Origin of the sequence: Caballeronia sp. LZ062 (assembly GCF_031450785.1) — a bacterium.
Lineage (GTDB): Bacteria > Pseudomonadota > Gammaproteobacteria > Burkholderiales > Burkholderiaceae > Caballeronia.
This window is the reverse complement of sequence record NZ_JARTWB010000002.1, coordinates 2,700,160-2,727,149: the sequence shown is the minus strand read 5'-3', so window position 1 is coordinate 2,727,149 and position 26,990 is coordinate 2,700,160. Positions and strand designations below refer to the sequence as shown.

Sequence of the window (26,990 nt, the reverse complement as noted above, 5' to 3'; positions counted from 1 at the left end):
ATTTGAGAGGTCGAACATGTCCTCCGTTTCAACCATCGGCGCGCTCACGGGCGCGAGCTCGTCGAGCGCATCGACGGCCAAGCGCGCGGCGAGCGCGGGCGTTTCGTTCGGGCAGACGCTGCAAGGCATGACCGACCGCGCGAACGCGGACGCCCTCGCGGCGAAGGCGCTCGCCTCCGACAACAAGTCGAGCGTCCACGACGCACCGAAACCCGACGACACCGCGAGCGCCGGCAAGAGCGATGACGCGAAGGCGTCGGCGGATGCGAGCGGCAAGACGGACGCGACGCACGAGGCGCCGAAGCACGCCGACAAGAGCGACGGCGCGGACGCATCGAAATCGACCGCCGCCAACGCGAAGCCCGCGAACTCAGCCGATGCCGCCGCGAAAGCGGCCGCCGAAGCGAAGGCGCGCGCGGACGCCGCCGACGCGTCGGATGCGGATGCCGACGACACCACGCTCACCGCGCTCACCGATGCGGCGACTGGCGCGGCGGCATCGACGGACGGCGACGCATCCACGACGGGCGACGCCAAGAAGAGCACGGACGCGAAATCGGCTGAAGACGCGCTGCAGGCCGCGCTCGCGGCCATGAACGGCACGCCGGCGAATGCAGCGGCGATGGCGGCGGCACACGCGAGCGTCAATGGCGGCAACGGCGCGACCGGCACCAATGAGGCGAGTGGCGAGACCCCGGGCGCCTTGCTCGGCGCGGGTGCGAAGGGTGCGCGCGGCATCGCGTTGACGAACGCGGCATCGGGCGATGCGAAGAACGCCGCTGCGACCGCGACGCAGACGAACGCCGCCGCGCTCGCGACGGCGCAGGACGCGCTGACGCCGGCCGGCGACGGCGCGAGCTCGGCGTACAAGCAGACCGCCGATGCGGCGGCGCATGCGGTGGCGTTGCAGGCGGCATCGGCGAATTCGGGCGTATCGAGCCCGCAAGGCGCGACGACGGCGGCGACGAGCGCGGCGATTGCGCCGCACGTGGGCGCATCCGGCTGGGACGATGCGTTCAGCCAGAAGGTCGTGTTCGTGTCGAAGTCGGATCAGCAGAGCGCGGAGCTGACGCTGAATCCGAAGGATCTCGGTCCGCTTCAGGTGACGCTTCAGGTCGCCGACAATCATGCGCACGCGCTGTTCGTATCGCAGCATGCGCAGGTGCGTGAGGCTGTCGAAGCGGCTATGCCGAAGCTGCGCGAGGCGATGGAAGCCAATGGCATCAGCCTCGGCAGCACGAGTGTCTCGGATGGGTCGGCGTTTGCGCGCCAGTCGCAGGGGGATGGTCAGGGCGGGGGTTCTTCTTCCTCTCGCGGAGGGCGGGGTGTTGGCGGTGGCGGTCTTGAGGCCGCTGGCGGGGCCGTTGCCGCGGTCGTGCGGCGGACCGTGGGGCTTGTGGATACTTTTGCTTAAGGGCTTCTGTTTCCCCGATGGGCGCGGGTCTTCGGAGAAGCTGTTCTCGCGTCGGTCTATTGGCATTGCCCCTTGCCGGGGCGGGGTTGCGGAGCTGCGCAGTAGCGCTTGGGCGGTCTTTCGTTCGTTCCGTCTTTCGTTCTTTCGGGGACCTTGTATTCGTGTCGGTCTATTAGTGTTGCCCCTCCCCGGGGCGGGGGTCACTTTCTTTGCTGTCGACCAGAGTAGGCGCTTTAGCGCCGTACTCTGGTCCCATGCAAAGAAAGTAACCAAAGAAAGCAGCTTTTTCGCCCGCGGTTTTGAATGACGGTGCACTCCGCAGAAAAGCATTGGCACTCAGCTTGAATCAGCCCTGAATCACCCTCCACGCCCGCTGAGCACCACGTCCTCCGAGCCCCTTGGCTCGATAAAACCAACAGACACAACGGCTCTGCCTAGATAGGCACGTGGCAAGCCAAGCGAAACCACTCCGCGCCAGGCAAGCCACGCCAAACCAAACGAAGCCGAGGCAAGGCAAGCCACGCCGAGCCGAGCCATGCCAAGCCATTCAACGATGTGAACCGCATGCGCGAGCGGCATTGTCATAGCGACGAGCGCGGACACAGGCGCCGCGCGTAGTGGCGTCCTGGCCTGCTCCGCCCGGCCCCGCTTGGCCGCCTAGCGCAAGCAGGCAAGGCCGCGCTTACAAAGTAGCTGGGACTTTGTTGGCAGGGTGAAATGTGCGACTGGTTTTAACGAGCCAAGGAGCTCGAAGGACGTGGTGGTCAGCGGGCGCGGAAGGTGATTCAGGGCTGATTCAAGCTGAGGGCCAATGCTTCTCTGCGAAGTGGCCACTTGTATTTGTGCATCGGGCGGTTCGGAAAAAAGCTGCTTTCTTTGGTTACTTTCTTTGCAGCAGCAAAGAAAGTGACCCCCGCCCCGGGGAGGGGCAACGCTAATAGACCAACGCGAATACAAGCTTCACGACCTTCTACCCGAAAAACCGGCCTCAAAGCGTGCGGCGCAAACCCCACCCGAGCAGGGGCAACGCTAATAGACCGCCAAGAAAGCAAGTTTCACGAAGCAACAACGCCAAAAGACCGACACGAATTCAAGTTCCACGAAGCAAACAGCGCTAACCGACCGACGCGAGCACAAGTTCTACGAAAAAGAAGAGCGGTGCAATTGCGGTTCCAAGCAAACCGCAAAGACCGCCGCACCGGGTCGTCAGGGCAGCCCCTGACCAACCGTCGAGAACCCCAAAAAGGCACCAAAAACCCCCTCTGTTCGACCCATCACGACAAGCCGCGATAGCGAACAATTCAACCTATCGAAAGAGGCACGCATTCATGGCTACCACTACCGCAAACCAGCAACCCATCGTTCCCGCAAAGAGCGGCAAGCTCAAGCGCATTTTGATCATCGCCATCGGGGCGATCGTGCTGCTCGGCGCAGGCGCCGGCGGCGCCTATTTCGTGCTCGGCAAGTCCGCGCACGGCCCCGCGAAGCCCGCGCCGCTGCCGCCGCCGGTGTTCTTCCCGCTCGAGTCGCTGACGGTCAACCTGCAAGCCGACGACGGCATCATGCATTACCTGCGCGTCGGCCTCACGCTCAAGCTCAAGGACGAGAAAGCGCAAGCCGCGCTCACCGAACGCATGCCGGAAATCCGCAGCCGCGTACTGCTGCTTCTTTCGGCCAAGCATCCGGAAGACCTCGCCGGCATCGAAGGCAAACGCAAGCTCGCCGACGAACTGCGCGCCGCGGTCGAAGCCGCCGGCAGCACGCCGGAGCAACCGGCGCACGTCCAAGAAGTGCTCTTCACTGAATTCGTCGTTCAGTAAGCGCCCGCATCTATCCAAGGAAAGAGAGTCATGGGCCACGAAGAGTTCATGTCGCAAGAGGAGGTCGATGCCCTCCTCAAGGGCGTCACCGGCGAGATTGATCAAGTCTCCGACGAAAACAAGCCCGCCGGCGTGCGTCCGTACAACATCGCGACGCAGGAACGCATCGTCCGCGGCCGGATGCCCGGCCTCGAAATCATCAACGACCGCTTCGCGCGCCTCATGCGCGTGGGCATCTTCAACTTCATGCGGCGTTCGGCGGAAATCTCCGTCGGCCCGGTGAAGGTGCAGAAGTACAGCGAATTCACGCGCAACCTGCCGATCCCGACCAACCTCAACCTGGTCCATGTGAAGCCTCTGCGCGGCACGTCGCTGTTCGTGTTCGATCCGAACCTCGTGTTCTTCGTCGTCGATAACCTCTTCGGCGGCGACGGGCGGTTTCATACGCGCGTCGAAGGCCGCGAGTTCACGCAGACGGAACAGCGCATCATCCACAAGCTGCTGAACCTCGTGTTCGAGCACTACGCGGCGTCGTGGCGCAGCGTGCGCCCGCTGCAATTCGAGTACATGCGCTCGGAGATGCACACGCAGTTCGCCAACGTCGCGACGCCGAACGAAATCGTCATCGTGACGCAGTTCACCATCGAGTTCGGCTCGATTGGCGGCACGCTGCACATCTGCTTCCCGTACTCGATGATCGAGCCGATCCGCGACGTGCTTTCCTCGCCGATTCAGGGCGAAGCGCTCGAAGTGGACCGCCGCTGGGTGCGCGTGCTGTCGCAGCAGGTGCAGTCGGCGGAAGTGGAGCTGACCGTGGATCTCGCGGAGATTCGCTCGTCGTTCGAGAAGCTGCTCAACATGCGCGTGGGCGATGTCTTGCCGATCGATATTCCCGAGCAGGTCGTCGCGAAGGTGGACGGCGTGCCGGTGATGGAATGCGGTTACGGAATTTTCAATGGTCAATACGCGCTGCGCGTCCAAAACATGATCAGCGGCGCAAGCGATTCGACGAAGGAAGGTAGTTATGAGTGATCTGATGCAGGAAGGCACCGAGCCCGGCGCGACCGACATGAAAGACGAAGAACTCTCGATGGACGACTGGGCAAGCGCGCTTGCCGAACAGAACGGCAACGAAGCGCCGGTCGCATCGGCGGGCGTGTTTCAGCCGCTGTCTAAGGCCGCGACGCCCTCGACGCGCAACGACATCGACATGATTCTCGACATCCCCGTGCAGATGACGGTGGAACTCGGGCGCACGAAGATCGCGATCCGCAACCTGCTGCAACTCGCGCAGGGTTCGGTCGTGGAACTGGACGGACTCGCGGGCGAGCCGATGGACGTGCTCGTGAACGGCTGTCTGATCGCGCAGGGCGAAGTGGTCGTGGTCAACGACAAGTTCGGCATTCGCCTGACGGACATCATCACGCCGTCCGAACGCATCCGGAAGCTGAATCGATGAAACGCCTGGCCGCTGTCGTCTTGTCCGCCGCGCCGCTTTTTGCTCATGCGGCCGACATGAACGCCGTGAATCACGCCGCGCAGATCGCCTCGGGCGTCGGCGCGGGCAGCGCGGTGCCGTCGCTCGGCTTCGGCGCGGTGCTGCAAACGCTGCTGGGGCTCGCCGTCGTCATCGGCTTCGTGTTCGGCTGCGCGTGGCTCGCCCGCAAGTTCGGCTTCCAGGGCGGCAAGCGCAGCGGCCTCGTGAAGGTAGTAGGCGGCGCATCGCTCGGCAACAAGGAACGCGTGGCGGTCGTCGAGATCGGCGATACGTGGCTCGTTCTTGGCGCAGGGCCGGGCAACGTGCGGCTTCTTCACACGATGCCCGCCGGCTCCGCGGAAGCCGAAGTGCCGGCCGGCGTGACGGGATCGCCCGCGCAAACGTTGCCGGGATCGTTCGGCCAGCGCTTCCGCGATGCGCTCGCCGGCGAAGCGAACAAGCGTCTTCAGAAGTTCGTCAGTACCGGCAAGTAAAGCCGATCGTCTTTGCCGATGTCATCGGGCGTGCTCCGCGAGGGCCACGCCCGATTTTCTTTTCAAGCGACGCGCGCTCTCGCAATAGAACGAGTTGGCGCCGAATCCCCCTTCTGTTCGCGCCATCGTTTGCGACCGGGATAGTCAACAATTCAAGCTATCGAAAGAGGCAGGAAGTCATGGCTATCACATTCGTCATTTTTCAGAGTCAGCGGCTTGGCGACGCGCTCAAGCGTCTGTTGCAGTTCGTCGGCGGGAGCAAGTAATGCAGGTTGGTCGTCTCATCGTGCGCGGCGTGAAGCTCGCGCTTCCGGTCGTCATCGCGCTGTCGCCGCTCGCGGCGCTCGCGCAAAGCACGGCGGGTTTGCCCGCCTTCAACACGAGCCCCGGTCCCAACGGCGGCACGACGTATTCGCTCAGCGTGCAGACGATGCTGCTGCTGACGATGCTCTCGTTCCTGCCCGCGATGGTCCTGATGATGACGAGCTTCACGCGCATCATCATCGTGCTGTCGCTGTTGCGTCAGGCGCTCGGCACGTCGAGCACGCCGCCGAATCAGGTGCTCGTCGGACTGGCGCTGTTTCTCTCGTTCTTCGTGATGTCGCCGGTGCTCGACCGCGCCTACAACGACGCGTATAAGCCCTTTTCCGAAGGCCAGATCGCGATGGATCAGGCCATGACGCGCGGCGTCGCGCCCTTCAAGCAATTCATGCTGAAGCAGACGCGCGAATCGGATCTCGCGCTTTTCGCGCGCATTTCGAAGGCCCCGCCGATGAACGGCCCCGAGGACGTGCCGCTTTCGCTGCTCGTGCCGTCGTTCATCACGAGCGAGCTGAAGACGGGTTTCCAGATCGGCTTCACGATCTTCATACCGTTCCTCATCATCGACATGGTGGTGGCGAGCGTGCTGATGTCGATGGGCATGATGATGGTCTCGCCCACGACCATTGCGCTGCCGTTCAAGCTGATGCTCTTCGTGCTCGTCGATGGCTGGCAGCTGCTGATCGGCTCGCTGGCGCAAAGTTTCGTATCGTAAGGAGACGCGCATGACACCCGAATCCGTCATGACCATGGCGCACCAGGCGATGGTCGTCGCACTGATGCTCGCCGCGCCGCTGCTGCTGGTCGCGCTCGTCGTGGGTCTTGTCGTGAGCCTGTTTCAGGCGGCGACGCAGATCAACGAATCGACGCTTTCGTTCATCCCGAAGCTGATCGCGGTCGCCGTGACGCTCGTGATCGCCGGCCCGTGGATGCTCTCCACGTTGCTCGACTACATGCGCCACGTCTTCACCATCACGCCCGCTATCACCGGCTGAGCGTTCGATGTTCTCCGTCACCTACGCGCAACTGAACGGCTGGCTCACCGCTTTTCTGTGGCCTTTCGTGCGCGTCCTCGCGCTCATTGCCACCGCGCCCGTGCTGAGCCACATGGCCATTCCGACGCGCATAAAAATCGCGCTGGCCGCATTTATCACGCTGATCGTCGCGCCGACCTTGCCCGCGATGCCCCAAGCCACCGTGTTCTCGGCGGCGGGCATCTGGATCATCGTGAATCAGTTTTTGATCGGCGCGGCCATCGGCATGACGATGCAGATTGCCTTCGCGGCTGTGGACGCGGCGGGCGAGTTCATCGGCCAGCAAATGGGTCTCGGCTTCGCAATGCTCTACGATCCGCGCGCAGGCGGCAATGCGGTAGTGATTTCGCGCTATCTGAACACGCTCGCGATGCTTGCGTTTCTCGTGTTCGACGGCCATCTGCAATTGATCAGCGCGCTCGTGACCACATTCCAGAACGTGCCGATCGAAGCGAACGTGGTGGCGGCGGCATCACATGCGCAGGGCTGGCGCGTGCTCGTTGGCTACGGCGCGAGCATCTTCGGCACGGGCTTGCTGCTCTCGCTGCCGATTGTGGCGGCGTTGCTCATCTCCAATCTGGCGCTCGGTATTCTTAACCGTGCCGCGCCGCAGATCGGCATTTTTCAAGTGGGCTTTCCGGTGACGATGCTTGTCGGACTGCTGCTCTTGCAACTCATGCTGCCGAATCTCATGCCGTTCTTTTTGCGCATCTTCGATGCGGGGATTGCGCAGGTCGGGCGGGTGGCGGGGGCGATGTATTGAAGCTCCTGGCGGGCTTTTGGCGACCCGAACGCTGCTGTGACCGGCGCGTTCCTTCAAGGCCAACTTGCGCGAATGCGCGCTGCTCTTTCTGGGTCGTTGGCAGCGTGCAGGACAGGCAAAGTCCCCCGCCGTTACTCGGTTAGTTCTACGTGATTCGGTCTGCATCATTAACGATGCAGATGGATTCGCTTTCGTGCGCGCCCCTTCTCACAACGCAGCACGCTCGTCGTGCAAGGCGGGCGTTGCATCGAGCGAGAGAGAAGACGGGATCAGCCGCGTCTAACAAGCGCATCGGCCGCCCCTACGATAGCTGCATCACTCGCCGAAAAATTCCCTCCGAAGCGGAAAGACTTTTGACCGCGCCCGGTCACTCAGTCGCGAGCAGCAGCCAGAGAAAGGCGCAAGGCAAAAACAGATACGGGGCATCGCTCTGTCGAGCCATGCCCCGCAAACCAACCTGCGCTTCCCGCGAAAACCGCGTCAGCTTCCCAGATAATCGAACAACGACATCTTCTGAATCTGAGTGAAGGCCATCTGTGCCGCCTGCAGCGAGTTCTGCGTCAACTCGTAGGAGCTGATCGACGATACCATGTCGATCTGCGTCAAGTTGGCCAGATCCGACGCCGTCTGCGTCTGGCTCGTCTGCATCGCGGTCTGCGTCGACTGAACCTGCTGCTCGCGTCCGCCCACCACAGTCTGTGCGGCCAGCACGTTGTTGAACGTGTTGCCGATCTTTATGCCCGCCGTCGTCAGCGCATTCGTCAGCGCCGCCTGCGCGCCGGGCGATCCGACCGGCTGCTTCAGCGCGCTTACGAGGTTGTCGAGCGTCGCGAAGATATCGTTGTTGCCAGCGCTCGCCGGCTGCACCGAGAAGCTGTCGCCATTACCCGGCGTGCCCGCGATCGTTACCTTCTGGCCGCCGAGCGTGATGTCCGCACTGCCGCTGTACGTGGTCGGCGTCGTCGGCAGTGACGAATCCGCCGGCACGGCCGTGACCGAGTAGGTCGTCGCGCCCGAAGTCGAATCCACTGCGAACTGGACCGTGTAAGTGCTCGCGTTGTTCGGGTTGCTCGGATCGGACACGCTCACCTTGCTAATCGTGCCGGTGCCCGAGTTCGAGGCGGCCGCGCTCGAAACCGGCGTGCTTTCCGTCGGCGATACGCTGCCGAAAATCGACGGTCCCGTGTCGCCCACGGGAATCGTCCGGCCTTCATTGATCTGCATCGTGCGCTGTCCGGCATCGCCCGAATACGTCACGCCGACGCCCGAGGCGTTGTTCGAGTACGGCTGCGTGCCGCCCTTCAGCCCGGAGAAGATGTAGTTGCCGTCGCTGTCCGTGGTGTTGGCCGTGTTCAGAAGCTGATCGCGATAGCCCTGAATCGCATTCGCGACGGACGTGCGGTCCGCGTCCGACAGCGAGCCGTCGCCGGCTTGCACGAGCTTTGACTGAATGCTCTGGAGCGCGGCGCTCACGCTGCTCAGCGTCGAATCTTCTTGTTGCAGCGAGGAGAGCGCCGCCGTCTGATTCGTGTTGTATTGCGTGAGCGCGCTGCTGCGCATGGTGAGTTGAACGGCTTGCGCCGCGCCGAGCGGATCGTCGGATGCGGTCATGATGCGCTTGCCCGACGAGATCTGCTGATACATGGACGCCAGCGTGCTCTGCTGGTCGTTCATGGAAGCGACGTTCAGATTGAAGTACTGAGAACTGGAAATACGCATCGCGAGTTGCCTCAGTTGAAGATGCCGAGCAGCGTCTGAAACAGCGTCGATGCCGTCTGGATCACCTTGCTGTTCGCCTGGTAAAGCTGCTGATACTGGATGAGATTGGCCGCTTCCTCGTTCAGGTTCACGCCTTGCACGGACTGCTGTGCCGATGTCGCCTGATTGAGCAGCGCGGTCTGCGACGAACTCGTCGCCTTGAGCTGATTGGTCTGGTTGCCGATGTCGTTCACGTAGCCCGCATACGCGCCCGTGAGCGTGTCGCTGCCGCCGTTGAGCGACTTCGCCGAGACGAGGTTCGCCATCGCGAGCGCGTTGCTGCCGTCGCTCGTGCCGCCCTTGTTGGCGTCGATGTTGAACACGTCCTTGTCCGCGGGCGCGCCGGTCACCGTCGCGCTGATGCCGTTCGACGTAATCGTGAGGCCCTTCGACGAATCGTAAGGAATCGTCGAGTTCGCGGGGATCGTGGTGCCGTCCACCGTGACATCCACATTCGACGTGAAGCCGCCCGCAGCCTTGTTGTACGTGAGCGAGATGTTCGACGGCATGCTATAGCCCGCCGCCACCGTCGCCGACGAGATCGAAGCCGTCCCCGTGTTCGAGGTCGACGCGGATGTCACCGCCGGCGACGCCGCCGCGATCGCGGTGGTGCTCGTCGTCGTGAGCGCGAAGTTGTCGAGCGCGGCGCGCGTCGGCTGAATGGTGAAGGAATCGCCCTTCTGCATCGTGCCGGAGACGGTGATGTTCAGGCCGTTAAACGTGCCGCTGCTCGCGGGCGGCGTAATGCTGCCGAGCGATTTGCCTGATGCGGGGTCTGATACTTCGTAATCCGTACCGTTGTACGTCAGTGTGAAATCGCCCGTGGACGGCTGCGATGCGTCGGCGAACGAGACGGCCACGTTGCCCGTGCCCTTGTTGCGCGCGTCGGAGTAGACCGTCGGCTGGCCGATCGAAAAGAGCGCGCCGCCCGGATTGCCGCTGAGATCGAGGCCGAGCGCATTCTGGCTGTTCAGTTGCGAGGCGAAGCTCGTCGCGATGGCGCCGAGTTGCGCCTGCGCCGGATCGAGCGTCTGATTACGGAAGTCGACGAGGCCGCCCACGACGCCGCCCGACAGCGCGGAATCGTCGATGTACTGCGTGTTCGCGGCGGTCTGCGTCGCGCCGTTGGTGGGCTTGAAGGCGACGGTCAGCTCGCTCGGATCGGACGGCGACGTCACGGTCTGCAAGCCGTACTGCGTATTGCCGACGACGAGCGGCTGCCCGTTGCCGATGAAAACGTTGTAGTTGCCGTCCTGCTGCACGACTTGCACGCCGATCATCGAGCTCAGGTTGGTGACGGCCTGATCGCGTTGATCGAGCAACTGGTTCGGTTGCTGCCCCGAGCCGCTCGCGGCGTTGATCTGCTTGTTGAGATCGGCGATTTGCTGCGTATACGTGTTGATCGACGACACGGCGCTCGTCAGTTGCGTGTCGACGCTTTGGCGAAGCTGATCGTATTGCTGGCCGGCGGACGTCATCTGGTCGGCGAGCGTTTGCGCGCTGCTCGTGAGAGATTGGCGCGAAGCACTACTGCTCGGCGAGTTCGCCACCGATTGCAAACCCGAGAAATAGCTGCTGATGCCCGACGCGATGCCCGACGTGGGATCGCCGACGAGGTTGTTGAGCTGCGAGAGCATGGTGTAGTACGTGCTGGCCGCACTGCTCGACGACTGCGTGTTGTTCACTTGCGTCGTGAGGTACTGGCTGTACTGCCGCGTGACGGTGACGGTTTGGACGCCATTGCCGAGATACCCCGAGCCGGTGTATTGCCCGGACGCTTCCTGGTACGCGACCTTTTCCAGCGTGTAGCCGGGTGTAGCGGCATTGCTGATGTTCTGACCGGTCGTCGTCAGGGCCCATTGGGCCGCATTCAGGCCCGACAGGCCGATGTTGATGATGTTGTTGGACATGCACGAATCCTTTTCTGGCGCTGCCGCTTGATTGCACGTTATATCGGCTTTTCGCCGGGGAAATTTAGTGGTTTCCTTTTTGATGCTTCTGGACTTTCGCCTGCGGCGGGCGTTGTTTGGGTTCTTGCATTTTGCTGCTATGTTGTGCGTTGGTATGCGGTGATGTGGGGGGCGTTCTTGAGCCTATTCGCGGGTTTGCTCTTTGGTTTCTCGCTTGCTGCGGCGCTTGAGTGTGCTTTCTGTTTCGTGCAACTTGTATTCGCGTCGCGTTGTTTGTCGCGGAACTTGTATTCGCGTCGGGCAGTTGGCGTTGCCTTCGTCGTGAAGCTTCCATTCGCGTCGGGCAGTCGGCGTCGCCTTTGTCGTGAAGCTTGCATTCGCGTCGGTCTATTAGCGTTGCCCCTCCCCGGGGCGGGGGTCACTTTCTTGGCTGTCGACCAGAGTAGGCGCTTTAGCGCCGTACTCTGGTCCCATGCAAAGAAAGTAACCAAAGAAAGCAGCTTTTTTTGGCCCGCAGCACCAAGAGCGTGGTCACTCCGCAGACATGTTTTGGCATTCAGCTTGAAACAACCTTGAATCACCTTCCACGCCCGCTGACCACCACGTCCCCCGAGCCCCTTGGCTCGACAAAACCAATGGGACACTCAGCACCACTCGAACGCAATTCGACAAGACGCATGACGCCGACGAGGCGAGGCGAAAGGAAGCGCAGCGCAGCGACGCATCGACGCCGGGACGCGGGACGAGGATGAGCGCCGCGGGGACGTGAATTGGGCGACGCGTAGACAAGGATGGCGTGGCGCGACGAGGCGTAAGCGTAGATGCGCGGTCGTCGTTGATGACTCTGGCGCATGCCCGCGCACGTCGTTGTTTTGGGTGCGCTTGCCACGCGCCTATTGCTAGGCAAAGCCGTAGTGCCCTGTTGGTGTTATCGGCCAAGGGGCTCGGAGGACGTGGCGGTCAGCGGGCGTGGGGGGTGATTCAGGGTTGCTTCAAGCTGAGGGCCAATGCTTTTCTGCGAAGTGGCCACTTGTTTTTGTGCTTCGGGCGGTTCAGAAAAAATCTGCTTTCTTTGGTTACTTTCTTTGCATGGGACCAGAGTACGGCGCTAAAGCGCCTACTCTGGTCGACAGCCAAGAAAGTAACCCCCGCCCCGGGGAGGGGCAACGCTAATAGACCGACGCGAATACAAGTTCCGCGACAAAGAACCGACGCGAATGCAAGTTCCACGAAGCAAGCAACGCTAAAAGAACCGACGCGAGCACAAGTTCCACAAAAAGAAAAAGCGGTCCAATTGCTGTTCCAAGCAAACCGCAAAGCCTACCGTGCTAAGGCCCGCCGCTTCATCTCAAGCTGAGTAATAAGCCGCTGCAGCGTATTCTCCGCCGACCCCGGCATGGAAATAAACTTGAACCCGAGCGTGAACCGCCGATCGCCCTTGAGCGTGGTCGACTCGCGATGCGAAACCAGCTTGAGATCGAGCGTCACCTTACCGGTCGCGGTGAAGTGCAGTTCGGCATCCTGAATCACGACGCCCATTTCCATATCCGCAACGCGCTCGTCGGTCGTGCGCAACGCCACACCGCCCAGCGACAGATCGTGCACCTCGAAGCGGAACCGGTCGCCATCCGGCAAGGAGCCGCTGCAAATATAAGGATCGAGCACCGGCGCTTCCACGCGGAAATATTCGCGGCGCTGCATGTAATACAGCACCGGCGGAAATTCCACTTCGAAGGCCGGACGGCCGTCGAAACTCGTCTCGCGCGGCGTCCCGGTCGTAAACTCGACGCGCACGCCATCCGGCGCAGCATGGAAAATCAGCTTCGGCGCCCGCAGCACGTCGCGATTCTGCTCGGCCACGCCGCCCCAGTCGAACGTGAAACGATGCGCCGTCACGTCGACATCCAGCAGTCGGGTCACGATCTGCGCGTCGCCGTATTGCGCGGTCAGGAAATCGCCGCGATTGGCCAGATTGCGCAACGCCACGCCGATCTCCAGCGGATTCCGGCGTCCGAAATCCACTTCGTGGTCGCTGTCGTCCTCGGCAATGTCATGCTTCTGATAGGTGTTCATGGTGCTAGCCGTGTCCAATTTTCCCGCGCATCACCTGCAGCTCCCGCCGCGCGGCTCGCCGGACCGCTCTCGATCCGGCACTGTCGTCTTCGGGTTAGCGGCATGGGCCATCAAAAGTTTAGGGGCGCTCGCCATTTTCTTGTGTGGGGCGCCGTCCCTTCCGACGTAAAACGTTTGCTGGGCACGTCGACGCTTCCGCGCGCGCCATGCACCGTGTCGGCGCGTCGTCAGGCGATCTGCCGCATGATCGAAATCAGCTTCTTCGCGTAGTGCGGATCGGTCGCGTAGCCGGCTTTCTGCATGCCATGCGCGAAGCCCGCGACATCGCGCGACGCCTCGATCACCGGTGCATAGCGCGGATTGTTCTTGATGACGCTCGCGTAGTCGCTGAGCGCATCTTCATACGAATCGTAGGCGCGGAACCGTTCGACGACCTTCTTCGGCTGACCGTTGACGTACTCGGTCGTGACCGAATCGACCGTCTTGCCGGTCCAGCCGGGCGTCGCCTTGACGCCGAAGATGTTGTGGCTCGTCGCGCCGTTCGCGTGCTTGATTTCGCGCTTGCCCCAGCCGGATTCCAACGCCGCCTGGCCGATGATGAAGCGCGCCGGAATGCCCGTGGCCGCGCTCGCCGCCTGCGCGGGCGCGGCGAGCCGCTCCACGAAAGCGTTGACCTTGTCGGAGCCGACGCCGTGCGCCGGCGGTTCCAGCGAACTCGCCGCCGTATAGCCCTTGCCGTCCGCGAGCGACGCGCCCTGCTTGTTCGCCTGTGCGGCTGCGTAGGCTTTCGCCATCGCGTTCATCGCGGCGATGTTGCCGGCGTTGGATTCGATATCGCCGCCGCCCGACATTCCGCTCATCGCGTTCATTGCGTTCATCGCATTGGCGCCGCCGCCCATGCCGCCCGCGTCGGTCTTGCCGCCGCCGTTGCGCATCAGTTGCTTGAGCATCATGTCCGCGACGCCGATGCCCTTCGACGACATCTGCTGCGACAACTGCTGGTCGAGCATCGCGGTGAAGGACTTCGAATCGTTGGAATCGAAGGGGCTGTCCGACGGCGTCGCGTCGCGCATGCTCTTCAGCATCATCTGCGTGAAGACCGCGTCGAACTGCTTCGCGGCAGCCTTCAACCCCTGTTGCGGATTCGCCTGCGCCTGCGCGCGCAACGCGTCGAAGCCCTGCGTGTCGAGCGCGAAGCGGTTCGAGAGGTTCGCGAGGCCACTGCTCGTATCGGTCGATGCCAACGCGGAGTTGGCGATGCCGCTCGTCGTGTTCGAGTTCATGAGCCGGGCTCCTTAGATGATTTCGAGGTCGGCGCGCAGCGCGCCTGCCGCCTTCATCGACTGGAGAATCGAAATGAGGTCCGCAGGCGTCGCGCCGAGCGCGTTCAGCGCCTTCACGACATCCGCGAGATTCGCGCCGGCCGAGAGCATCTTGAGCGCGCCGCTGTCCTGCTTCAGCTGAATCTGCGACTGCTTCGCCGCCACCGTCTGCCCGTTCGAGAGCGCGTTCGGCTGGCTCACCGCCGTCTGCGTGTTGATGACGACCGAGAGATTGCCGTGCGCGACCGCGCAGTTTTGCAGCGTGACCATCTGATTCATCACGATGGAGCCGGTGCGCGCGTTCAGGATCACCTTGGCGGCGGCCTGCGCCGGACGCACATCGATGTTCTGCAACTGCGCCATGAACTGCACCTGCTCGCTCGCGTCTTGCGGCGCGTGCAGCTGAATGGTGCGGCCGTCGAGCGCGAGCGCCGTGCCCATGCCGAACTGGTTGTTCACCGCCGCGACGATGCGCTGCGTCGTGTCGAAATCCATCTCGCGCAGTTCCATCTGCATGACGCCGCCTTGCTGCTGCAACGCCGTCGGCACCGCGCGTTCGACGATGGCGCCAGCGGAAATGCGGCCCACCGCGAGTTGGTTCACCTGCACCTTGCTGCCGTTCGCGCTCGCGCCCGCGCCGCCGACGACGAGGTTGCCCTGCGCCATCGCGTAGACCTGGCCGTCCGCGCCCTTGAGCGGCGACATCAGCAGCGTGCCGCCGCGCAGGCTCTTCGCATTGCCGAGCGACGATACGGTGACGTCGATCGCTTCGCCGGGGCGCGCGAAAGGCGGCAGCGTCGCCGTCACCATCACGGCGGCGACGTTTTTCAGCTGCATGTTCTGCGTCGTCGCCGAGTTCACCGTGATGCCGAGGTTGCCGAGCATGTTCGTCAAGCTCTGCGTGGTGAACGGCGTCTGCATGGTCTGGTCGCCGGTGCCGTCGAGACCGACGACGAGGCCGTAGCCGATCAGCGGGTTGTCGCGCACGCCCTGGAACGAGACGAGATCCTTCAGGCGCTCGGCGTGCGCATGCTGCGCGGAGGTCAAAGCCACGAGCGCGGCCGCGAGCGAGAACGAAACGAAGCGAAGAAGCGGATTCATGATCAGAACGGCGCCACGTTGAGGAAGAAGCGCTGCAGCCAGCCCATGTTCTGCGCTTCGTCGATGTAGCCTTTCGCGGAGTATTCGATCTTCGCGTCGGCGATCTGCGTGGAGTACACGGTGTTGCTGCCCGAGATGGTCGTCGGATTGACGACGCCCGAGAAGCGCACGAATTCATTGCCCTGGTTGATGAGCATCTGTTTTTCGCCGCTCACCATCAGGTTGCCGTTCGGCAGCACTTCGGTGACGGTGACGGTGAGCGTGCCGCTGAACGTGTTGGCCGCGCTCGCGCCGCCCGCCGCCGTGAACTTGTTCGCGCCGGTCGCGGACAGGTTCGTGTTGTTGAAGAGCCCGCCGAAGATGCCGGGCGTCGTCGGCACGGAGAAGGAGCCGGAGCCGCCGCGGTTGGTATTTGCCGCCGACGACTTCGTCGCGTTCACGTTTTCCGAGATCACGATGGTCAGGATGTCGCCCACATTGCGCGGACGCTGGTCTTCGAAGAGCGGCCGGCCCGCGTAGCCCGCGTTGTAGATCGCGCCGGGCGAGCGCCCGCCGCTGGGCGGCTGCGGCGGACGCGCGGTCATCGGCTGCTGGACGATCGGCTCCTTCGGCACGAGGCCGCATGCGCCGAGCGCGGCGACCAGTGCGGCAACCGCTGCACGCTTGAAGATTTGAGTGGGCGACATCTTGATACTCGTATGAAGCGAAATGAAGCGTCAGTGTGACGCCATCCTTTCCGTTTCCATCCGTTGAAAAGAGGGTTAAACCTGCATCTGAGAAAGCGTTTGCAACATCTGGTCGGACGTGGTCACGGCCTTGCTGTTGATTTCGTACGCGCGCTGCGTCTGGATCATGTTGACCAGTTCCTGCACCACGTTCACGTTCGACGCTTCCACGTAGCCCTGCTGCAACGTGCCCGCGCCGTTCAGGCCCGGCTGCGACACGTTCGGCGCGCCGGAGCTGCCCGTTTCGGAGAACAGGTTCTCGCCGCGCGCTTCGAGACCGGCCGGGTTGATGAAGGTCGCGAGCTGAATCGAGCCGACGTTCGTCGCGGCCGTCGAATTGGGCTGCGTGATGGACACGGTGCCGTCGGAGCCGATGGTGACCGACGTCGCGTTCGTCGGAATGGTGATCGCCGGGTTCAGCTGATAGCCGCTCGACGTGACGAGCTGGCCCTGCGCGTTGGTCTGGAACGAGCCGTCGCGCGTGTACGCCGTGGTGCCGTCGGGCATCGTCACCTGGAAGAAGCCCTGGCCGTTAATGGCGACGTCCTTCGAGTTGCCGGTTTGTTGCAGGTTGCCCTGCGTGTAGAGGCGTTCAGTTGCGACCTGCTGCACGCCCGTGCCGAGCTGCACGCCCGAGGCGAGTTCGGTTTGCTGCGTCGAGTTGGCGCCCGGCTGGCGCGTGGTCTGGTACAGCAGGTCTTCGAACACCGCGCGCGAGCCCTTGAAGCCGTTGGTGCTGACGTTGGCGAGGTTGTTCGAGATGACGTCCATCTGCGCCTGCTGCGCATTCATGCCGGTCGCGGCGATGTAGAGAGAGCGATTCATGTCTGTGTTGTCCTGAGTATCTTGCTGGCCGCTTAGGAGAAGTTGAGCAGCTTGTTGGCCGATTGTTCGTTCTGGTCCGCCGATTCCATGAGCTTCGTCTGCATCTGGAACTGGCGCGCGTTGGTGATCATCGAGACCATCGCGGAGACCGGGTTCACGTTGCTGCCTTCGAGCGCGCCGCCGGCCACGACCACGCTCGGGTCCGCATCGGCCGGGTCGCCCGACGCGGTGCGATAAAGACCGTCGTCGCCGCGCGAGAGCGTGGCCGGGTCCGGATTGACGAGCTTCAGCTGATCCACCGTCGCAATGGCGGTCGGCGGATCGCCCGGAATCAGCGCGGACACCGTGCCGTCCTTGCCGATGGTCACTTCCGCGCCCGGCGGCACCGAAAGCGGCCCGCCGTTGCCGAGCACCGGCAGGTTGTTCGCGGTGACGAGCTGGCCGTTCTGGTCCACGTGCAAGTTGCCCGCGCGCGTGTAGGCCTCGCCGCCGTCCGCCGTCTGCACGGAGAGCCAGCCCGGCCCTTGCACGGCGACGTCGAGCGGATTGCCGGTCTGCTGGATGGGGCCGGCCGAGTAATCCGCTGTCGGTGTGGACGAGAGCACGAACGTGCGCGTCGTGCCGTCGGCGGACTGGTTTTCGAACGACATCGGCACCTGACGGAACGCCGCGAGTTGTGCCTTGAAACCCGTGGTCGATGCGTTCGCCAGGTTGTTCGCCACGACGGCTTGCTGTTCCAGCGACTGGCTTGCGCCGGTCATCGCGGTGTAGATCAGACGGTCCATGAATCGCTTCCTTCTTTCCTGATGCGTCTATTGCGTGCGGACGGTGATTACAGATTGATCAGCGTCTGGTCGACGGTCTGCTGCGTCTTGATCGTCTGCGCGTTCGCCTGATAGTTGCGCTGCGCGGTGATCAGGTTCACGAGTTCGCTCGTCAGATCGACGTTGGAGTCTTCCACCGCGCCGCCTTGCAGCGTGCCGTGGTTCGTGGAGCCCGGCACGCCCACTTGCGGCGCACCCGAAGCCGCCGTCTGCGCGTACACGTTGCCGCCGAGGTTCTGCAGGCCGTTCTGGTTGTTGAAGTTGACGATCGCGATCTGGCCGAGCGCCTTCGTTTCGCCGTTCGAGTAGTTGCCGGTCAACATGCCGTCCGTGCCGACGGTGAAGCCCGTCAGTTCGCCCGTGCTGTTGCCGTCCTGATGCAGGTTCGTGAGGCCGCTCTTCGCGCCGTATTGCGTCGTGCCGGAGAGATCGAGCGTCAACGATTGCGTCGTCGTGCCGGAGGGGTCCGCGCCGTTCGGAATGGTGAAGGTGAACTTCGAGCCGCTCGTCAGGTTGCCCGACGAATCGAACGTCACTGCGCCGAGGTCGGTTTTCTGCGTGACCGGATCGCCGTAGCCTGCGAACGCTTCCCACGAACCCGTGCCGGTCTTCGTGAAGTAGACGGAAACCTTCTGCGTGCCGCCGAGCGTGTCGTACACGTCCACCGAAGTCGACGCGTTGTACGTGTTGCCGTTGGTCGGATCGAAGCTGCTCGCCGCGTTGTTGGTGTCCTGCGAGTTCAGGTTGAAGGCGGCGGTGATGGTCTTGGTCGCCGTCGGCGCGATGTTCGCGGTCGGGACGGAGAGCGGCACCGTGCTCGCGCTGCTGACGACGCCGCCCGAATCCGCCTTGTAGCCCATCAATTGCAGGCCCGCCGAGTTGACGATGTTGCCGTTGTCGTCCAGATGGAACACGCCGTTGCGCGAATACACGGTCGAGCCGTTGTTCGACAGCTGATAGAAACCGTTGCCGTTGATCGCGACGTCGAGCGCCTGGTTGGTCGTGGTGATCGTGCCTTGCGAGAACTGCTGTTGCACTTCCGCGAGGCGCGTGCCGATGCCGATCTGGTTCGAAACGGCGGTCGCCATCGAATTGGCGTACATGTCGGCGAACTGCGCGGCGCCTTCCTTGAAGCCGACAGTGTTCGCGTTCGCGATGTTGTTGCCGATGACATCGAGGTCGCTCGACGCGGCGCCCAGACCGCTCAGTGCTTGTTGGTAGCTCATGGTTTATCTCTTCGCCGGGCGTATCCCGGCGTCACAGGAAAGTGGAATCAAAGAATCGAAGCGACGCTCGTCAGTGCGACCGTCGAGCCGTTTGCGAGCTTCAGGCCCGGCGCGCCGCCCGTCATCTGCACGACGCTCTGCACTTGCGACGCGGAAAGCGTCGTCGCGGTCGCCTGCTGGCCGTTGATCGTGCCTTGCGCGGTGATCGTGTAGCTGCCGTCGGCGAGCGTGGCGCCCTTCGAATCGACCGGCGTCCAGCCCGACACCGGCACGACGCCCGCGCCCTGCGCGCCGAGATCCAGCGTGTTCACGATGTTCCCCGACTTGTCCTTGACGACGATCTGCAGGTCGCTCACGTCGTTGGCGAGCTGCACGCCGAAGCTCGACGACGCGCCGCTCGACACCGTCATGCTGTTTCCCGGCGCGAGCACGTTCGAGCCGATAAGCAGCGCGGCCTGCGACGACTGGCCCGCCGAAAGCTGCGTCGCGAGCGAACTGAGCGACGTGTTCAGCTGACCGATGCCCGTCACCGTATTGATCTGCGCGAGCTGCGAAGTCATCTGCGAGCTGTCGGCGGGGTTCGTCGGGTCCTGATTCTTCAACTGCGTCACGAGCAGCGTGAGAAACGTGTTCTGCAGATCCGAAGCGGACGTGCCGCCCGTGCTGCTGGTGCTGCTGGTGCTGCTCGACGAGCTGGACGCGCTCTTCGTGCCGTTCATGGTGTCCAGCAGCGTCTGCGACACCGTGGTGCCGTTGCTGCCGATGGTGGTGTTCGTCGTCACGGTTGAATTCCTCAGGTTCCGATGGTCAGAGTCTTGAGCATCAATTGCTTGGCGGTATTGAGCGTCTCGACGTTCGCCTGATAGGAACGCGACGCGGAAATCATGTTGACCATTTCCTGCACCGGATCGACGTTCGGCAGCGTCACATAGCCGTCCGAGTTCGCCGCCGGGTTGCTCGGGTCGTAGCTGGTTTTCATCGGGCTCGGATCGTCGACGACGCCTGTCACCTGCACGCCGCCGACTTGCTGGCCCGAGCCGCTTTTCGCGCCGCCGAGCGGATCGACGGCGAACACGACCTGCTTCGCCTTGTACGGCTGGCCGTCGGGACCGGTAGTGCTGTCCGCGTTCGCGAGGTTCGACGCGGTCACGTTCAGGCGCTGAGCCTGGGCAGACATCGCCGAACCGGCGACGCTGAAGATGTTCATCAATGAAGACATGGCTTTCTTAACTGTTGGACGTGATGGCGGACAACATCGACTTGATCTGCGACGTCATCACGGTCATTCCGGCTTCGAAGTGCAGCGCGTTGTCCGCGAACTGCACGCGTTCGGCGTCGAGGTCGACCGTGTTGCCGTCGAGCGAAGGCTGGCTCGGCACGCGATACGCGAGGCGGCCGTAGTCGTCGCTCGGGCCGCCCGATGCCGCGAGCGTCGAGGTGCCGGACATGTGGCCTTTCGCGGTCATGGCCATCGACCCGCTCGTGCTGACCGAAACCGGCTGGGCCATCTTGAGCGTCGCCGTGTTCGATGCGGACGCGGACGCGCCGCCGTCCTTCTTCAGCGCGCCAGCGAGGGCGGTGGAGAAATCGACATCGCGCGCCTTGTAGCCGGGGGTGTCCGCGTTCGCGATATTCGACGACAGCAGTTCCTGCCGGTAAGCGCGCACATCGAGCGCCTCACGGCCGAACGCGAGTTCCTTGTCGAGTTTGTCTAGCATTCCGTTTCTTCTCCGGTCCCATCCGGGTTGGTTGTCGCCTGTCGCCGCCCATTGCCGGGGGCTTTTTGCATGACACGCATCTTAGGAGCGGCGCGCAATAACTAATCCGATGAATAACCGGGAAACGCGGCCTCTATTCGAGGCTTGAGCGCGCACGGGCGTATCTAGAATCTGCGTCGAGAGTGGGAAGCGGCGTTTTCATGGCCGCCACCGCATGATGTGGCCGCAAGCTCGGCCGATTCATTCAGGCACGCCGTCGCGATGCGCGGGCGAGGAGAACAGTGATGAGCAGGTCCGCCAAGTATTCGTCGAACGTCGCGGTGCGTGAAGGCGCAATGAAGCGCGGCGCGCGCGCAGCGGTGCGCGGCATGGCGGGCGCATCGCTGATCGTCGGCTTCGCGGCGGGCGCGTTCGCGCAGCAGAGCGACGGCATGATCGCGATTCCCGGCAACGCCGAGACGAATCCCGCCGCCGTCGCGGAAATGGCGAAGGGTCTCGGTTCGTCGAAGCCGGTGGCCGCCGCCGCCCCCGCGCCGACGCCCGCCGCTGTCGCCGATGTTGCGCGAGCATCGGGCTATCGCGCCGCGACGAGCGCCGCCGACTCCGCCATGCGCCACGCCGCGCTCGCGCTCGAAGCACACGCCGAAGCCGCCGACGACGCCATGGACGACGCAGGCGGGCTGATCGTCGTTCCGGGTCCGGGCGAGGCGAAGCCCGCTGCGGCCACGCCGGCGAAAGCGCCCGTCGCCGTCGCGCGCGACGACGCGTCCACGGCTCGCACCGTCGGAACGGCCGCCCCCGCGCTGGCGAAAGCGCCGGTCAGCGCTCAATCGCGCGATGTCATGCCGGTTGTGATCACGCGCGACGACGCCTCCTCCTCGGCTGGCGCCCGCCCGATTGCAGCCGCTGCCGCATCGCCGATTCGAGCGGCCAATTATTCAGCCGCCGCCGCCGCCTCGCCGATGAAGCGCGTCAGCTTCTCGCCGGCCACCGCCGCCGCGCAAACGCCCGCTGCGTCCGCCACGGCGCAGGACGGCGAATCCATCCGCGTCGCCGCGCTCACATTTCTTCAGCAGCAGACGGCGGGCTTGCCCGGCAAGGTCGAGATCACCGTGACGCCCGTGTTTCCGCGCGGCCTTGCGCCGTGCTCGGCGCTCGATCCGTTCATGCCGACCGGCGCGCGCCTCTGGGGCCGCGTGACCGTGGGCGTGCGCTGCGTGGGCGAGCGCCCGTGGACGCTGTACGTCCAGGCGCGCGTCTCCATCAACGCGACGTACTACACCGCCGCGCGCGCCATTGCGCCGGGCGAAGTGCTCGCGAGCGCAGACCTCATTGCCCGCGACGGCGATCTGAGCGCGATGCCACAAGCCGTCGTCACCGATCCGTCGCAGGCCGTGGGCGCGGTCGCGCTGTCGCGCGTGCCGGCCGGCTTGCCGCTGCGCACGGACATGCTGCGCGCCGCGAGTTCGGTGGCGATCGGCCAGACGGTACACGTCGTCGCAGACGGCACGGGCTTTTCCATTTCCGCCGATGGCGCCGCGATGAATAACGCCGCGCCCGGCCAGCAAGTCCGCGTGAAAACCGCCGGGGGACAGATCATCACCGGCATCGTGAAGGATAGTCAGACCGTCGAGATTCGCATGTAAGCGGCCTTGTGTGCGTCAGCGGACACTCTGTTGCAATTTGTTGCAAACGCGCCGAAGCCTTGTGCCACAAGGCAGAGCGCCAGATGACCCGGCACCGCGCAGGTTGAGTCTTCCCCGGCAGGGTAAAGTTTTTCAAAGCCCCCGCCGATAAAGGACTCAACACGTTCGGGAATGGACATCGTGAAAATCGAATCGAATAGCACTACCTCTTTGAGCGGCCTGCAAGACGGGCTGCAACGTGCATCGCAGGGCGATGCGAAGACTGCCGCGCCGAGCGCGCAAGCGAGCGGCGCAGTCGCGGGCCAGTCGACGGTCAGCCTGTCGACGTTGTCGTCGGACCTGCGCGCGTCGAACGGCTCGGACATCGACACGGCGAAAGTCGAATCGATCAAGGCCGCGATCCGCGACGGCAGCCTGAAGATGGACACCAGCAAGATCGCCGACGGCATTCTGAGCACCGCGCGCGACCTGCTGCAAACGAGAACCCCGCCGACCGGCGGCTGAAACGCAACGGCCCGGGCACGTCCCGGCGCGCGAAGTGGACAGAGCCGGGCGGCTTTTATGAACCGCGTTTTTAGCGAGTTGCAATGAGAGACGCCCTGCTTGCCACTGTCACCGAAGAAGTCGCCGCCGTGCTGGCCTTCGAAGCCCTCCTCGCGCACGAGGAAAAAGCCTTGATCGCCGCGCAACCGCTTGCGGCGCTGCCCGAAATCATCGGCCAGAAGACGGCGCTCACCGAGCGCATCAGCGGGCTCGAAAAGGAACGCGACACGCATCTGAACGCACTCGGTTTTCCCGGCGGATTCGTCGGCATGGAAGCCGCGGCAGAAGGCGATGCGCGTATCGCCGAACAATGGAAGCTGCTCTGCGCCGCCGCGCGCCGCGCGAAACAGGGCAACAACAACAATGGCGTGCTGATCCGCACGCGCATGGAATACAACCGCAAGGCGCTTGCCGCTTTGCAGGTGGCGCCGTCCAAAGCCGGGTTCTATGGCCCGGACGGGCGCGTGCCGGGCGTCTGACCGGCGTCCGAATTCGTCTCATCGCGGCGCATGGCCTTGCACGAGGTCGTGCGCCGTTTTCGTTTATCCGTCGATTAACCCCCCTTTCCCCGACTTAATCCCCCGATAGCCACTCGACGCCTTCCGCAATAATCGTTTGCATCAGAAAGCGGCTTCATGCCGTTGGCAACGAAGCACGAAGCGGAGCACGCAGTGGCAGAAGAAAGCGATCTCGAAAAAACCGAATCAGCCACTCCCAAGCGCCTGGAAAAGGCGCGGGAGGAAGGCCAGGTCGCGCGCTCACGGGAACTCGCCTCGTTCGCGCTCGTGGCGGCGGGATTTTTCGGCGTCATGGCGATGTCGGCTTCCATCAGCGGCCATTTGCAGTCGATCCTGCGCGCCTCGTTCACGTTCAATCACGACATCGTGCTGGACACGCACCAGACGATGATCGGCGCGGCCAACGCCGGCAAGGAAGGCATGCTCGCCGTGCTGCCCGTGCTCGCGATGACCGCGTTCGCCGCGCTGGCCGCGCCCATGGCGCTCGGCGGCTGGCTCATCACGACCAAGCCGCTCGCGCCGAATTTCGGCCGGCTGAATCCGATCAGCGGGCTCGGCAAAATCTTTTCGATGCAGGGCCCGGTTCAGCTCGGCATGTCCATTCTGAAGACGCTCGTCGTGGGCGGCGTGGCCGGCTGGGGAATCTGGAGCCGGAAGGCCGAAGTGCTCGGGCTGCTCACCAAGCCGCTCGGTCTCGCGCTCGCCGACGCCATGCATCTTATTGTCGTGTGCTGCGGCATGGCGATCGGCGGATTGTTTCTCGTCGCCGCCGTCGACGTGCCTTACCAGATGTGGTCGCACGCAAAGAAGCTGCGCATGAGCAAGGAAGAAGTGAAGCGCGAGCACAAGGAAAACGACGGCGATCCGCATGTGAAGGGCCGCATTCGTTCGCAGCAGCGCGCAGCCGCCCGCCGCCGCATGATGCAGGCGATTCCGACTGCCGACGTCATCGTCACGAACCCGACGCACTTTGCCGTCGCGCTGAAGTACACCGACGGCGAGATGCGCGCGCCGCGCGTGGTCGCGAAGGGCGTGAATCTGGTGGCCGCGCGTATTCGCGAACTCGGCCGCGAGAACAACGTGCCGCTGCTCGAAGCGCCGCCGCTCGCGCGGGCGCTCTATCACAACGTGGAGATCAACCGCGAGATTCCGGGCGCGCTGTACGGCGCGGTCGCGCAAGTGCTGGCGTGGGTCTACCAGTTGAAGCGCTACAAGGAAGACGGCGGCATCAAGCCGGACGATCCCACCGATCTCGAGGTTCCGAAGGAACTGGACAAAGGCGGCGTTTCCGACGCCGACGCCGATCAGGAAGCTGCCGAAGCCCTGAACGACGGAAACACTGACAAGGGAGCCGCAGCATGAACGCGCGCGCAGGATTTTTCGCCAAACGCCCCGACGCGCTTGGCACGCAGAACCTTCGGGCGCTCGCCGGCCCGATCCTGATCTGCATGATTCTCGGCATGATGATTCTGCCGTTGCCGGCGTTTCTGCTGGATCTGCTGTTCACCTTCAACATCGCGCTGTCGGTGATGGTGCTGCTCGTCAGCATGTACACGCAGAAGCCGCTCGACTTCGCGGCGTTCCCGAGCGTGCTGCTGTTTTCCACGCTGCTGCGCCTGTCGCTGAACGTGGCCTCGACGCGTATCGTTCTGCTGCAAGGCCACACCGGCCCGGATGCGGCGGGACAGGTGATCGAATCGTTCGGGCACTTTCTCGTCGGCGGGAACTTCGCGGTCGGTATCGTCGTGTTCGTGATCCTGATGATCATCAACTTCATGGTCATCACGAAGGGCGCGGGACGTATCGCGGAAGTCGGCGCGCGCTTCACGCTCGACGCGATGCCCGGCAAGCAGATGGCCATCGACGCCGACCTGAACGCCGGCCTCATCAACGAGGAAGTGGCGAAGAAGCGCCGCCAGAGCGTCGCGCAGGAAGCGGAGTTCTACGGCTCGATGGACGGTGCGTCGAAGTTCGTGCGCGGCGACGCCATCGCGGGCTTGCTGATCATGGTCATCAACGTGGTGGGCGGGCTGATCGTCGGCATGCTTCAGCACGACATGGACTTCGCGCACGCGGCGACCAACTACACGCTGCTCACCATCGGCGACGGCCTCGTCGCGCAGATTCCGTCGCTCATCATTTCGACGGCGGCGGGCGTGATCGTCTCGCGCGTCGCGACCGACGAGGACATCGGCACGCAGCTGACCGGCCAGTTGTTCCAGAACCCGCGCGTGTTGATGATCACGGGCGTGATCATCGGCGTGATGGGACTGATTCCGGGGATGCCGCACTTCGCGTTCATGCTGCTGGGCGGCGGTCTGATCTACGCCGCGCGCACAATGAACAAGCGCGCCGCGAACAAGAAGGCGAGCGCGGTCACGGATGTGACGCCGATTGCGTCGGCTGCGGCGGCATCCGCCGAAAACGCGGAGGCGAGCTGGGAAGACGTCGCGCTTATCGATCCGCTCGGACTGGAAGTGGGCTACCGCCTGATTCCGCTCGTGGATCGCAACGCGGACGGCGAACTGCTCAAGCGCATCAAGGGCATTCGCAAGAAGTTCGCGCAGGAAATCGGCTTCCTGCCGCCGGTCATTCATATTCGAGACAACCTCGAATTGCGGCCGAACGGGTATCGCATTGCGCTGAAGGGCGTGGAAGTCGGCGTGGGCGAGGCATTCCCCGGCCAATGGCTCGCGATCAATCCGGGTCAGGTGTCGGCGGCGCTCCCGGGCACGCAGACGACCGATCCGGCGTTCGGCTTGCCGGCGGTGTGGATCGAAACGAACATGCGCGAACAGGCGCAGGTGTACGGCTATACGGTGGTCGATGCGAGCACGGTGGTGGCGACGCATCTGAATCACCTGGTGGTGACGCACGCGGCGGAACTGCTCGGCCGACAGGAAGTGCAGGCGCTTCTGGAGCGTATCGGCAAGGACACGCCGTCGCTCACGGACGACCTCGTGCCGAAGACGCTTTCGCTCACGACGCTGCAGAAGGTGCTGCAGAATCTGCTCGACGAAAGCGTGCCGATTCGCGATATGCGCACTATTCTCGACGCGTTGCAGGAACACGCGCCGCGCATTTCGGATGCATACGAACTCACGGCGGCGGTGCGCCTCGCGCTGGGCCGCGCGATCACGCAGCAGTGGTATCCGGGCGCCGACGACTTGCAGGTGATGGGCCTCGATCCGACGCTGGAGCGCGTGCTGTCGCAGGCGCTATCGACGGGGCCGAATCCGGGACTGGAGCCGGGACTCGCGCAGACGCTGATGAACTCGACGCAGAACGCGATCTTGCGTCAGCAAAATCTGGGGTTGCCGCCGGTGTTGCTGGTGCAGCATTCGCTGCGCGCGATGCTCGCGCGGTTCCTGCGCCGGAGCTTGCCGCAGTTGAAGGTGCTGTCTTATGCGGAAGTGCCGGATACGCGGAATGTGAAGGTGGTTAATTTGATTGGGGCGTGAGGTACGAATGTTCAACG

Annotated in this window: 25 protein-coding genes; 13 read left to right on the top strand and 12 right to left on the bottom strand. The window is 63.7% G+C overall.

The window, feature by feature from the left end; translation table 11 throughout:
- Positions 1 to 16 precede the first annotated feature (16 nt).
- The 8 genes from P9239_RS18755 to fliR all read left to right on the top strand — a co-directional run bounded on the left by P9239_RS18755 (position 17) and on the right by fliR (position 7,323).
- On the top strand, positions 17 to 1,414 hold the full coding sequence (locus P9239_RS18755) for a flagellar hook-length control protein FliK (RefSeq protein WP_309753548.1): 1,398 nt from the start codon (positions 17 to 19) through the stop codon (positions 1,412 to 1,414).
- Positions 1,415 to 2,742: 1,328 nt separating this feature from the next.
- A complete protein-coding gene (gene fliL / locus P9239_RS18750) occupies positions 2,743 to 3,234 on the top strand; it encodes a flagellar basal body-associated protein FliL (RefSeq protein ID WP_309753546.1) in 492 nt (163 codons plus the stop codon).
- A gap of 30 nt (positions 3,235 to 3,264) precedes the next feature.
- Positions 3,265 to 4,266 (top strand): flagellar motor switch protein FliM, encoded by a 1,002-nt coding sequence (gene fliM, locus P9239_RS18745; RefSeq protein WP_309753544.1) that lies wholly within the window; start codon positions 3,265 to 3,267, stop codon positions 4,264 to 4,266.
- 4 nt (positions 4,267 to 4,270) lie between these two features.
- On the top strand, positions 4,271 to 4,693 hold the full coding sequence (fliN, locus tag P9239_RS18740; RefSeq protein WP_404980107.1) for a flagellar motor switch protein FliN: 423 nt from the start codon (positions 4,271 to 4,273) through the stop codon (positions 4,691 to 4,693).
- On the top strand, positions 4,690 to 5,205 hold the full coding sequence (gene fliO, locus P9239_RS18735) for a flagellar biosynthetic protein FliO (protein WP_309753540.1): 516 nt from the start codon (positions 4,690 to 4,692) through the stop codon (positions 5,203 to 5,205). The genes fliN and fliO overlap by 4 nt, the downstream gene beginning before the upstream one ends.
- Positions 5,206 to 5,470: 265 nt before the next feature.
- The gene (gene fliP / locus P9239_RS18730) at positions 5,471 to 6,241 is read left to right on the top strand and encodes a flagellar type III secretion system pore protein FliP (RefSeq protein WP_175938544.1); all 771 of its coding nucleotides are present in this window, start codon (positions 5,471 to 5,473) and stop codon (positions 6,239 to 6,241) included.
- A gap of 10 nt (positions 6,242 to 6,251) precedes the next feature.
- Positions 6,252 to 6,521: a flagellar biosynthesis protein FliQ gene (gene fliQ, locus P9239_RS18725; protein ID WP_309753538.1), complete on the top strand. Its 270-nt coding sequence runs from the start codon at positions 6,252 to 6,254 to the stop codon at positions 6,519 to 6,521.
- 7 nt (positions 6,522 to 6,528) lie between these two features.
- A complete protein-coding gene (fliR, locus tag P9239_RS18720) occupies positions 6,529 to 7,323 on the top strand; it encodes a flagellar biosynthetic protein FliR (protein ID WP_309753535.1) in 795 nt (264 codons plus the stop codon).
- Between the two features lie 480 nt (positions 7,324 to 7,803).
- Here fliR and flgL read toward each other — a convergent pair whose 3' ends face one another.
- The 12 genes from flgL to flgB all read right to left on the bottom strand — a co-directional run bounded on the left by flgL (position 7,804) and on the right by flgB (position 20,805).
- Positions 7,804 to 9,042: a flagellar hook-associated protein FlgL gene (gene flgL, locus P9239_RS18715; RefSeq protein ID WP_309753533.1), complete on the bottom strand. Its 1,239-nt coding sequence runs from the start codon at positions 9,040 to 9,042 to the stop codon at positions 7,804 to 7,806.
- A gap of 11 nt (positions 9,043 to 9,053) precedes the next feature.
- Positions 9,054 to 10,991, bottom strand: a complete 1,938-nt coding sequence (gene flgK, locus P9239_RS18710) for a flagellar hook-associated protein FlgK (protein WP_309753530.1) — start codon at positions 10,989 to 10,991, stop codon at positions 9,054 to 9,056.
- Positions 10,992 to 12,311: 1,320 nt separating this feature from the next.
- Positions 12,312 to 13,064 carry a flagellar regulator YcgR PilZN domain-containing protein gene (locus P9239_RS18705; protein WP_309753528.1) on the bottom strand — a complete coding sequence of 251 codons (753 nt, stop codon included), beginning with the start codon at positions 13,062 to 13,064 and terminating at the stop codon, positions 12,312 to 12,314.
- Between the two features lie 227 nt (positions 13,065 to 13,291).
- Positions 13,292 to 14,347, bottom strand: a complete 1,056-nt coding sequence (gene flgJ, locus P9239_RS18700) for a flagellar assembly peptidoglycan hydrolase FlgJ (protein WP_309753526.1) — start codon at positions 14,345 to 14,347, stop codon at positions 13,292 to 13,294.
- Between the two features lie 12 nt (positions 14,348 to 14,359).
- On the bottom strand, positions 14,360 to 15,487 hold the full coding sequence (locus tag P9239_RS18695; protein WP_309753524.1) for a flagellar basal body P-ring protein FlgI: 1,128 nt from the start codon (positions 15,485 to 15,487) through the stop codon (positions 14,360 to 14,362).
- Between the two features lie 2 nt (positions 15,488 to 15,489).
- Positions 15,490 to 16,173: a flagellar basal body L-ring protein FlgH gene (locus P9239_RS18690; protein ID WP_309753521.1), complete on the bottom strand. Its 684-nt coding sequence runs from the start codon at positions 16,171 to 16,173 to the stop codon at positions 15,490 to 15,492.
- 75 nt (positions 16,174 to 16,248) lie between these two features.
- Positions 16,249 to 17,037, bottom strand: coding sequence for a flagellar basal-body rod protein FlgG (gene flgG, locus P9239_RS18685; protein ID WP_309753518.1), 789 nt, complete (start codon positions 17,035 to 17,037; stop codon positions 16,249 to 16,251).
- A gap of 32 nt (positions 17,038 to 17,069) precedes the next feature.
- Positions 17,070 to 17,822, bottom strand: coding sequence for a flagellar basal-body rod protein FlgF (gene flgF, locus P9239_RS18680; protein ID WP_309753514.1), 753 nt, complete (start codon positions 17,820 to 17,822; stop codon positions 17,070 to 17,072).
- Positions 17,823 to 17,869: 47 nt separating this feature from the next.
- Positions 17,870 to 19,087 (bottom strand): flagellar hook protein FlgE, encoded by a 1,218-nt coding sequence (gene flgE, locus P9239_RS18675; RefSeq protein WP_309753511.1) that lies wholly within the window; start codon positions 19,085 to 19,087, stop codon positions 17,870 to 17,872.
- Positions 19,088 to 19,134: 47 nt separating this feature from the next.
- The gene (locus P9239_RS18670) at positions 19,135 to 19,869 is read right to left on the bottom strand and encodes a flagellar hook assembly protein FlgD (protein WP_309753508.1); all 735 of its coding nucleotides are present in this window, start codon (positions 19,867 to 19,869) and stop codon (positions 19,135 to 19,137) included.
- Between the two features lie 11 nt (positions 19,870 to 19,880).
- Positions 19,881 to 20,306 carry a flagellar basal body rod protein FlgC gene (gene flgC, locus P9239_RS18665; RefSeq protein ID WP_309753506.1) on the bottom strand — a complete coding sequence of 142 codons (426 nt, stop codon included), beginning with the start codon at positions 20,304 to 20,306 and terminating at the stop codon, positions 19,881 to 19,883.
- Between the two features lie 7 nt (positions 20,307 to 20,313).
- A complete protein-coding gene (gene flgB / locus P9239_RS18660) occupies positions 20,314 to 20,805 on the bottom strand; it encodes a flagellar basal body rod protein FlgB (RefSeq protein ID WP_309753505.1) in 492 nt (163 codons plus the stop codon).
- 284 nt (positions 20,806 to 21,089) lie between these two features.
- Between flgB and flgA the strand changes: the two genes are divergently transcribed.
- From flgA to flhA, 5 genes are all read left to right on the top strand, one after another.
- Positions 21,090 to 22,451, top strand: coding sequence for a flagellar basal body P-ring formation chaperone FlgA (flgA, locus tag P9239_RS18655; RefSeq protein ID WP_309753503.1), 1,362 nt, complete (start codon positions 21,090 to 21,092; stop codon positions 22,449 to 22,451).
- Between the two features lie 180 nt (positions 22,452 to 22,631).
- Positions 22,632 to 22,955 carry a flagellar biosynthesis anti-sigma factor FlgM gene (gene flgM / locus P9239_RS18650; RefSeq protein ID WP_309754153.1) on the top strand — a complete coding sequence of 108 codons (324 nt, stop codon included), beginning with the start codon at positions 22,632 to 22,634 and terminating at the stop codon, positions 22,953 to 22,955.
- An 83-nt stretch (positions 22,956 to 23,038) separates the two neighbouring features.
- Positions 23,039 to 23,473, top strand: a complete 435-nt coding sequence (locus tag P9239_RS18645; RefSeq protein WP_309753500.1) for a flagellar protein FlgN — start codon at positions 23,039 to 23,041, stop codon at positions 23,471 to 23,473.
- 192 nt (positions 23,474 to 23,665) lie between these two features.
- Entirely contained in the window at positions 23,666 to 24,874 is a 1,209-nt protein-coding gene (gene flhB, locus P9239_RS18640) for a flagellar biosynthesis protein FlhB (RefSeq protein ID WP_309753498.1), read from the top strand.
- Positions 24,871 to 26,973, top strand: a complete 2,103-nt coding sequence (gene flhA, locus P9239_RS18635) for a flagellar biosynthesis protein FlhA (protein WP_309753496.1) — start codon at positions 24,871 to 24,873, stop codon at positions 26,971 to 26,973. Before flhB ends, flhA begins: the two co-directional genes overlap by 4 nt.
- The last annotated feature ends 17 nt before the right edge of the window (positions 26,974 to 26,990 follow it).

What these genes read in the sequence shown, in the direction of transcription:
- flgL (WP_309753533.1), bottom strand. Translation starts at nt 9,042, where the DNA reads ATGCGTATTTCCAGTTCTCAGTACTTCAATCTGAACGTCGCTTCCATG.
- flgF (WP_309753514.1), bottom strand. Translation starts at nt 17,822, where the DNA reads ATGGACCGTCTGATCTACACCGCGATGACCGGCGCAAGCCAGTCGCTG.
- P9239_RS18705 (WP_309753528.1), bottom strand. Translation starts at nt 13,064, where the DNA reads ATGAACACCTATCAGAAGCATGACATTGCCGAGGACGACAGCGACCAC.
- flgC (WP_309753506.1), bottom strand. Translation starts at nt 20,306, where the DNA reads ATGTCTTCATTGATGAACATCTTCAGCGTCGCCGGTTCGGCGATGTCT.
- flhA (WP_309753496.1), top strand. Translation starts at nt 24,871, where the DNA reads ATGAACGCGCGCGCAGGATTTTTCGCCAAACGCCCCGACGCGCTTGGC.
- fliR (WP_309753535.1), top strand. Translation starts at nt 6,529, where the DNA reads ATGTTCTCCGTCACCTACGCGCAACTGAACGGCTGGCTCACCGCTTTT.
- P9239_RS18755 (WP_309753548.1), top strand. Translation starts at nt 17, where the DNA reads ATGTCCTCCGTTTCAACCATCGGCGCGCTCACGGGCGCGAGCTCGTCG.
- fliL (WP_309753546.1), top strand. Translation starts at nt 2,743, where the DNA reads ATGGCTACCACTACCGCAAACCAGCAACCCATCGTTCCCGCAAAGAGC.
- P9239_RS18695 (WP_309753524.1), bottom strand. Translation starts at nt 15,487, where the DNA reads ATGAATCCGCTTCTTCGCTTCGTTTCGTTCTCGCTCGCGGCCGCGCTC.
- fliQ (WP_309753538.1), top strand. Translation starts at nt 6,252, where the DNA reads ATGACACCCGAATCCGTCATGACCATGGCGCACCAGGCGATGGTCGTC.
- flgK (WP_309753530.1), bottom strand. Translation starts at nt 10,991, where the DNA reads ATGTCCAACAACATCATCAACATCGGCCTGTCGGGCCTGAATGCGGCC.
- fliP (WP_175938544.1), top strand. Translation starts at nt 5,471, where the DNA reads ATGCAGGTTGGTCGTCTCATCGTGCGCGGCGTGAAGCTCGCGCTTCCG.
- flgA (WP_309753503.1), top strand. Translation starts at nt 21,090, where the DNA reads ATGAGCAGGTCCGCCAAGTATTCGTCGAACGTCGCGGTGCGTGAAGGC.
- P9239_RS18645 (WP_309753500.1), top strand. Translation starts at nt 23,039, where the DNA reads ATGAGAGACGCCCTGCTTGCCACTGTCACCGAAGAAGTCGCCGCCGTG.
- flgB (WP_309753505.1), bottom strand. Translation starts at nt 20,805, where the DNA reads ATGCTAGACAAACTCGACAAGGAACTCGCGTTCGGCCGTGAGGCGCTC.
- fliM (WP_309753544.1), top strand. Translation starts at nt 3,265, where the DNA reads ATGGGCCACGAAGAGTTCATGTCGCAAGAGGAGGTCGATGCCCTCCTC.
- flgG (WP_309753518.1), bottom strand. Translation starts at nt 17,037, where the DNA reads ATGAATCGCTCTCTCTACATCGCCGCGACCGGCATGAATGCGCAGCAG.
- flgE (WP_309753511.1), bottom strand. Translation starts at nt 19,087, where the DNA reads ATGAGCTACCAACAAGCACTGAGCGGTCTGGGCGCCGCGTCGAGCGAC.
- fliO (WP_309753540.1), top strand. Translation starts at nt 4,690, where the DNA reads ATGAAACGCCTGGCCGCTGTCGTCTTGTCCGCCGCGCCGCTTTTTGCT.
- flgJ (WP_309753526.1), bottom strand. Translation starts at nt 14,347, where the DNA reads ATGAACTCGAACACGACGAGCGGCATCGCCAACTCCGCGTTGGCATCG.
- P9239_RS18690 (WP_309753521.1), bottom strand. Translation starts at nt 16,173, where the DNA reads ATGTCGCCCACTCAAATCTTCAAGCGTGCAGCGGTTGCCGCACTGGTC.
- fliN (WP_404980107.1), top strand. Translation starts at nt 4,271, where the DNA reads ATGCAGGAAGGCACCGAGCCCGGCGCGACCGACATGAAAGACGAAGAA.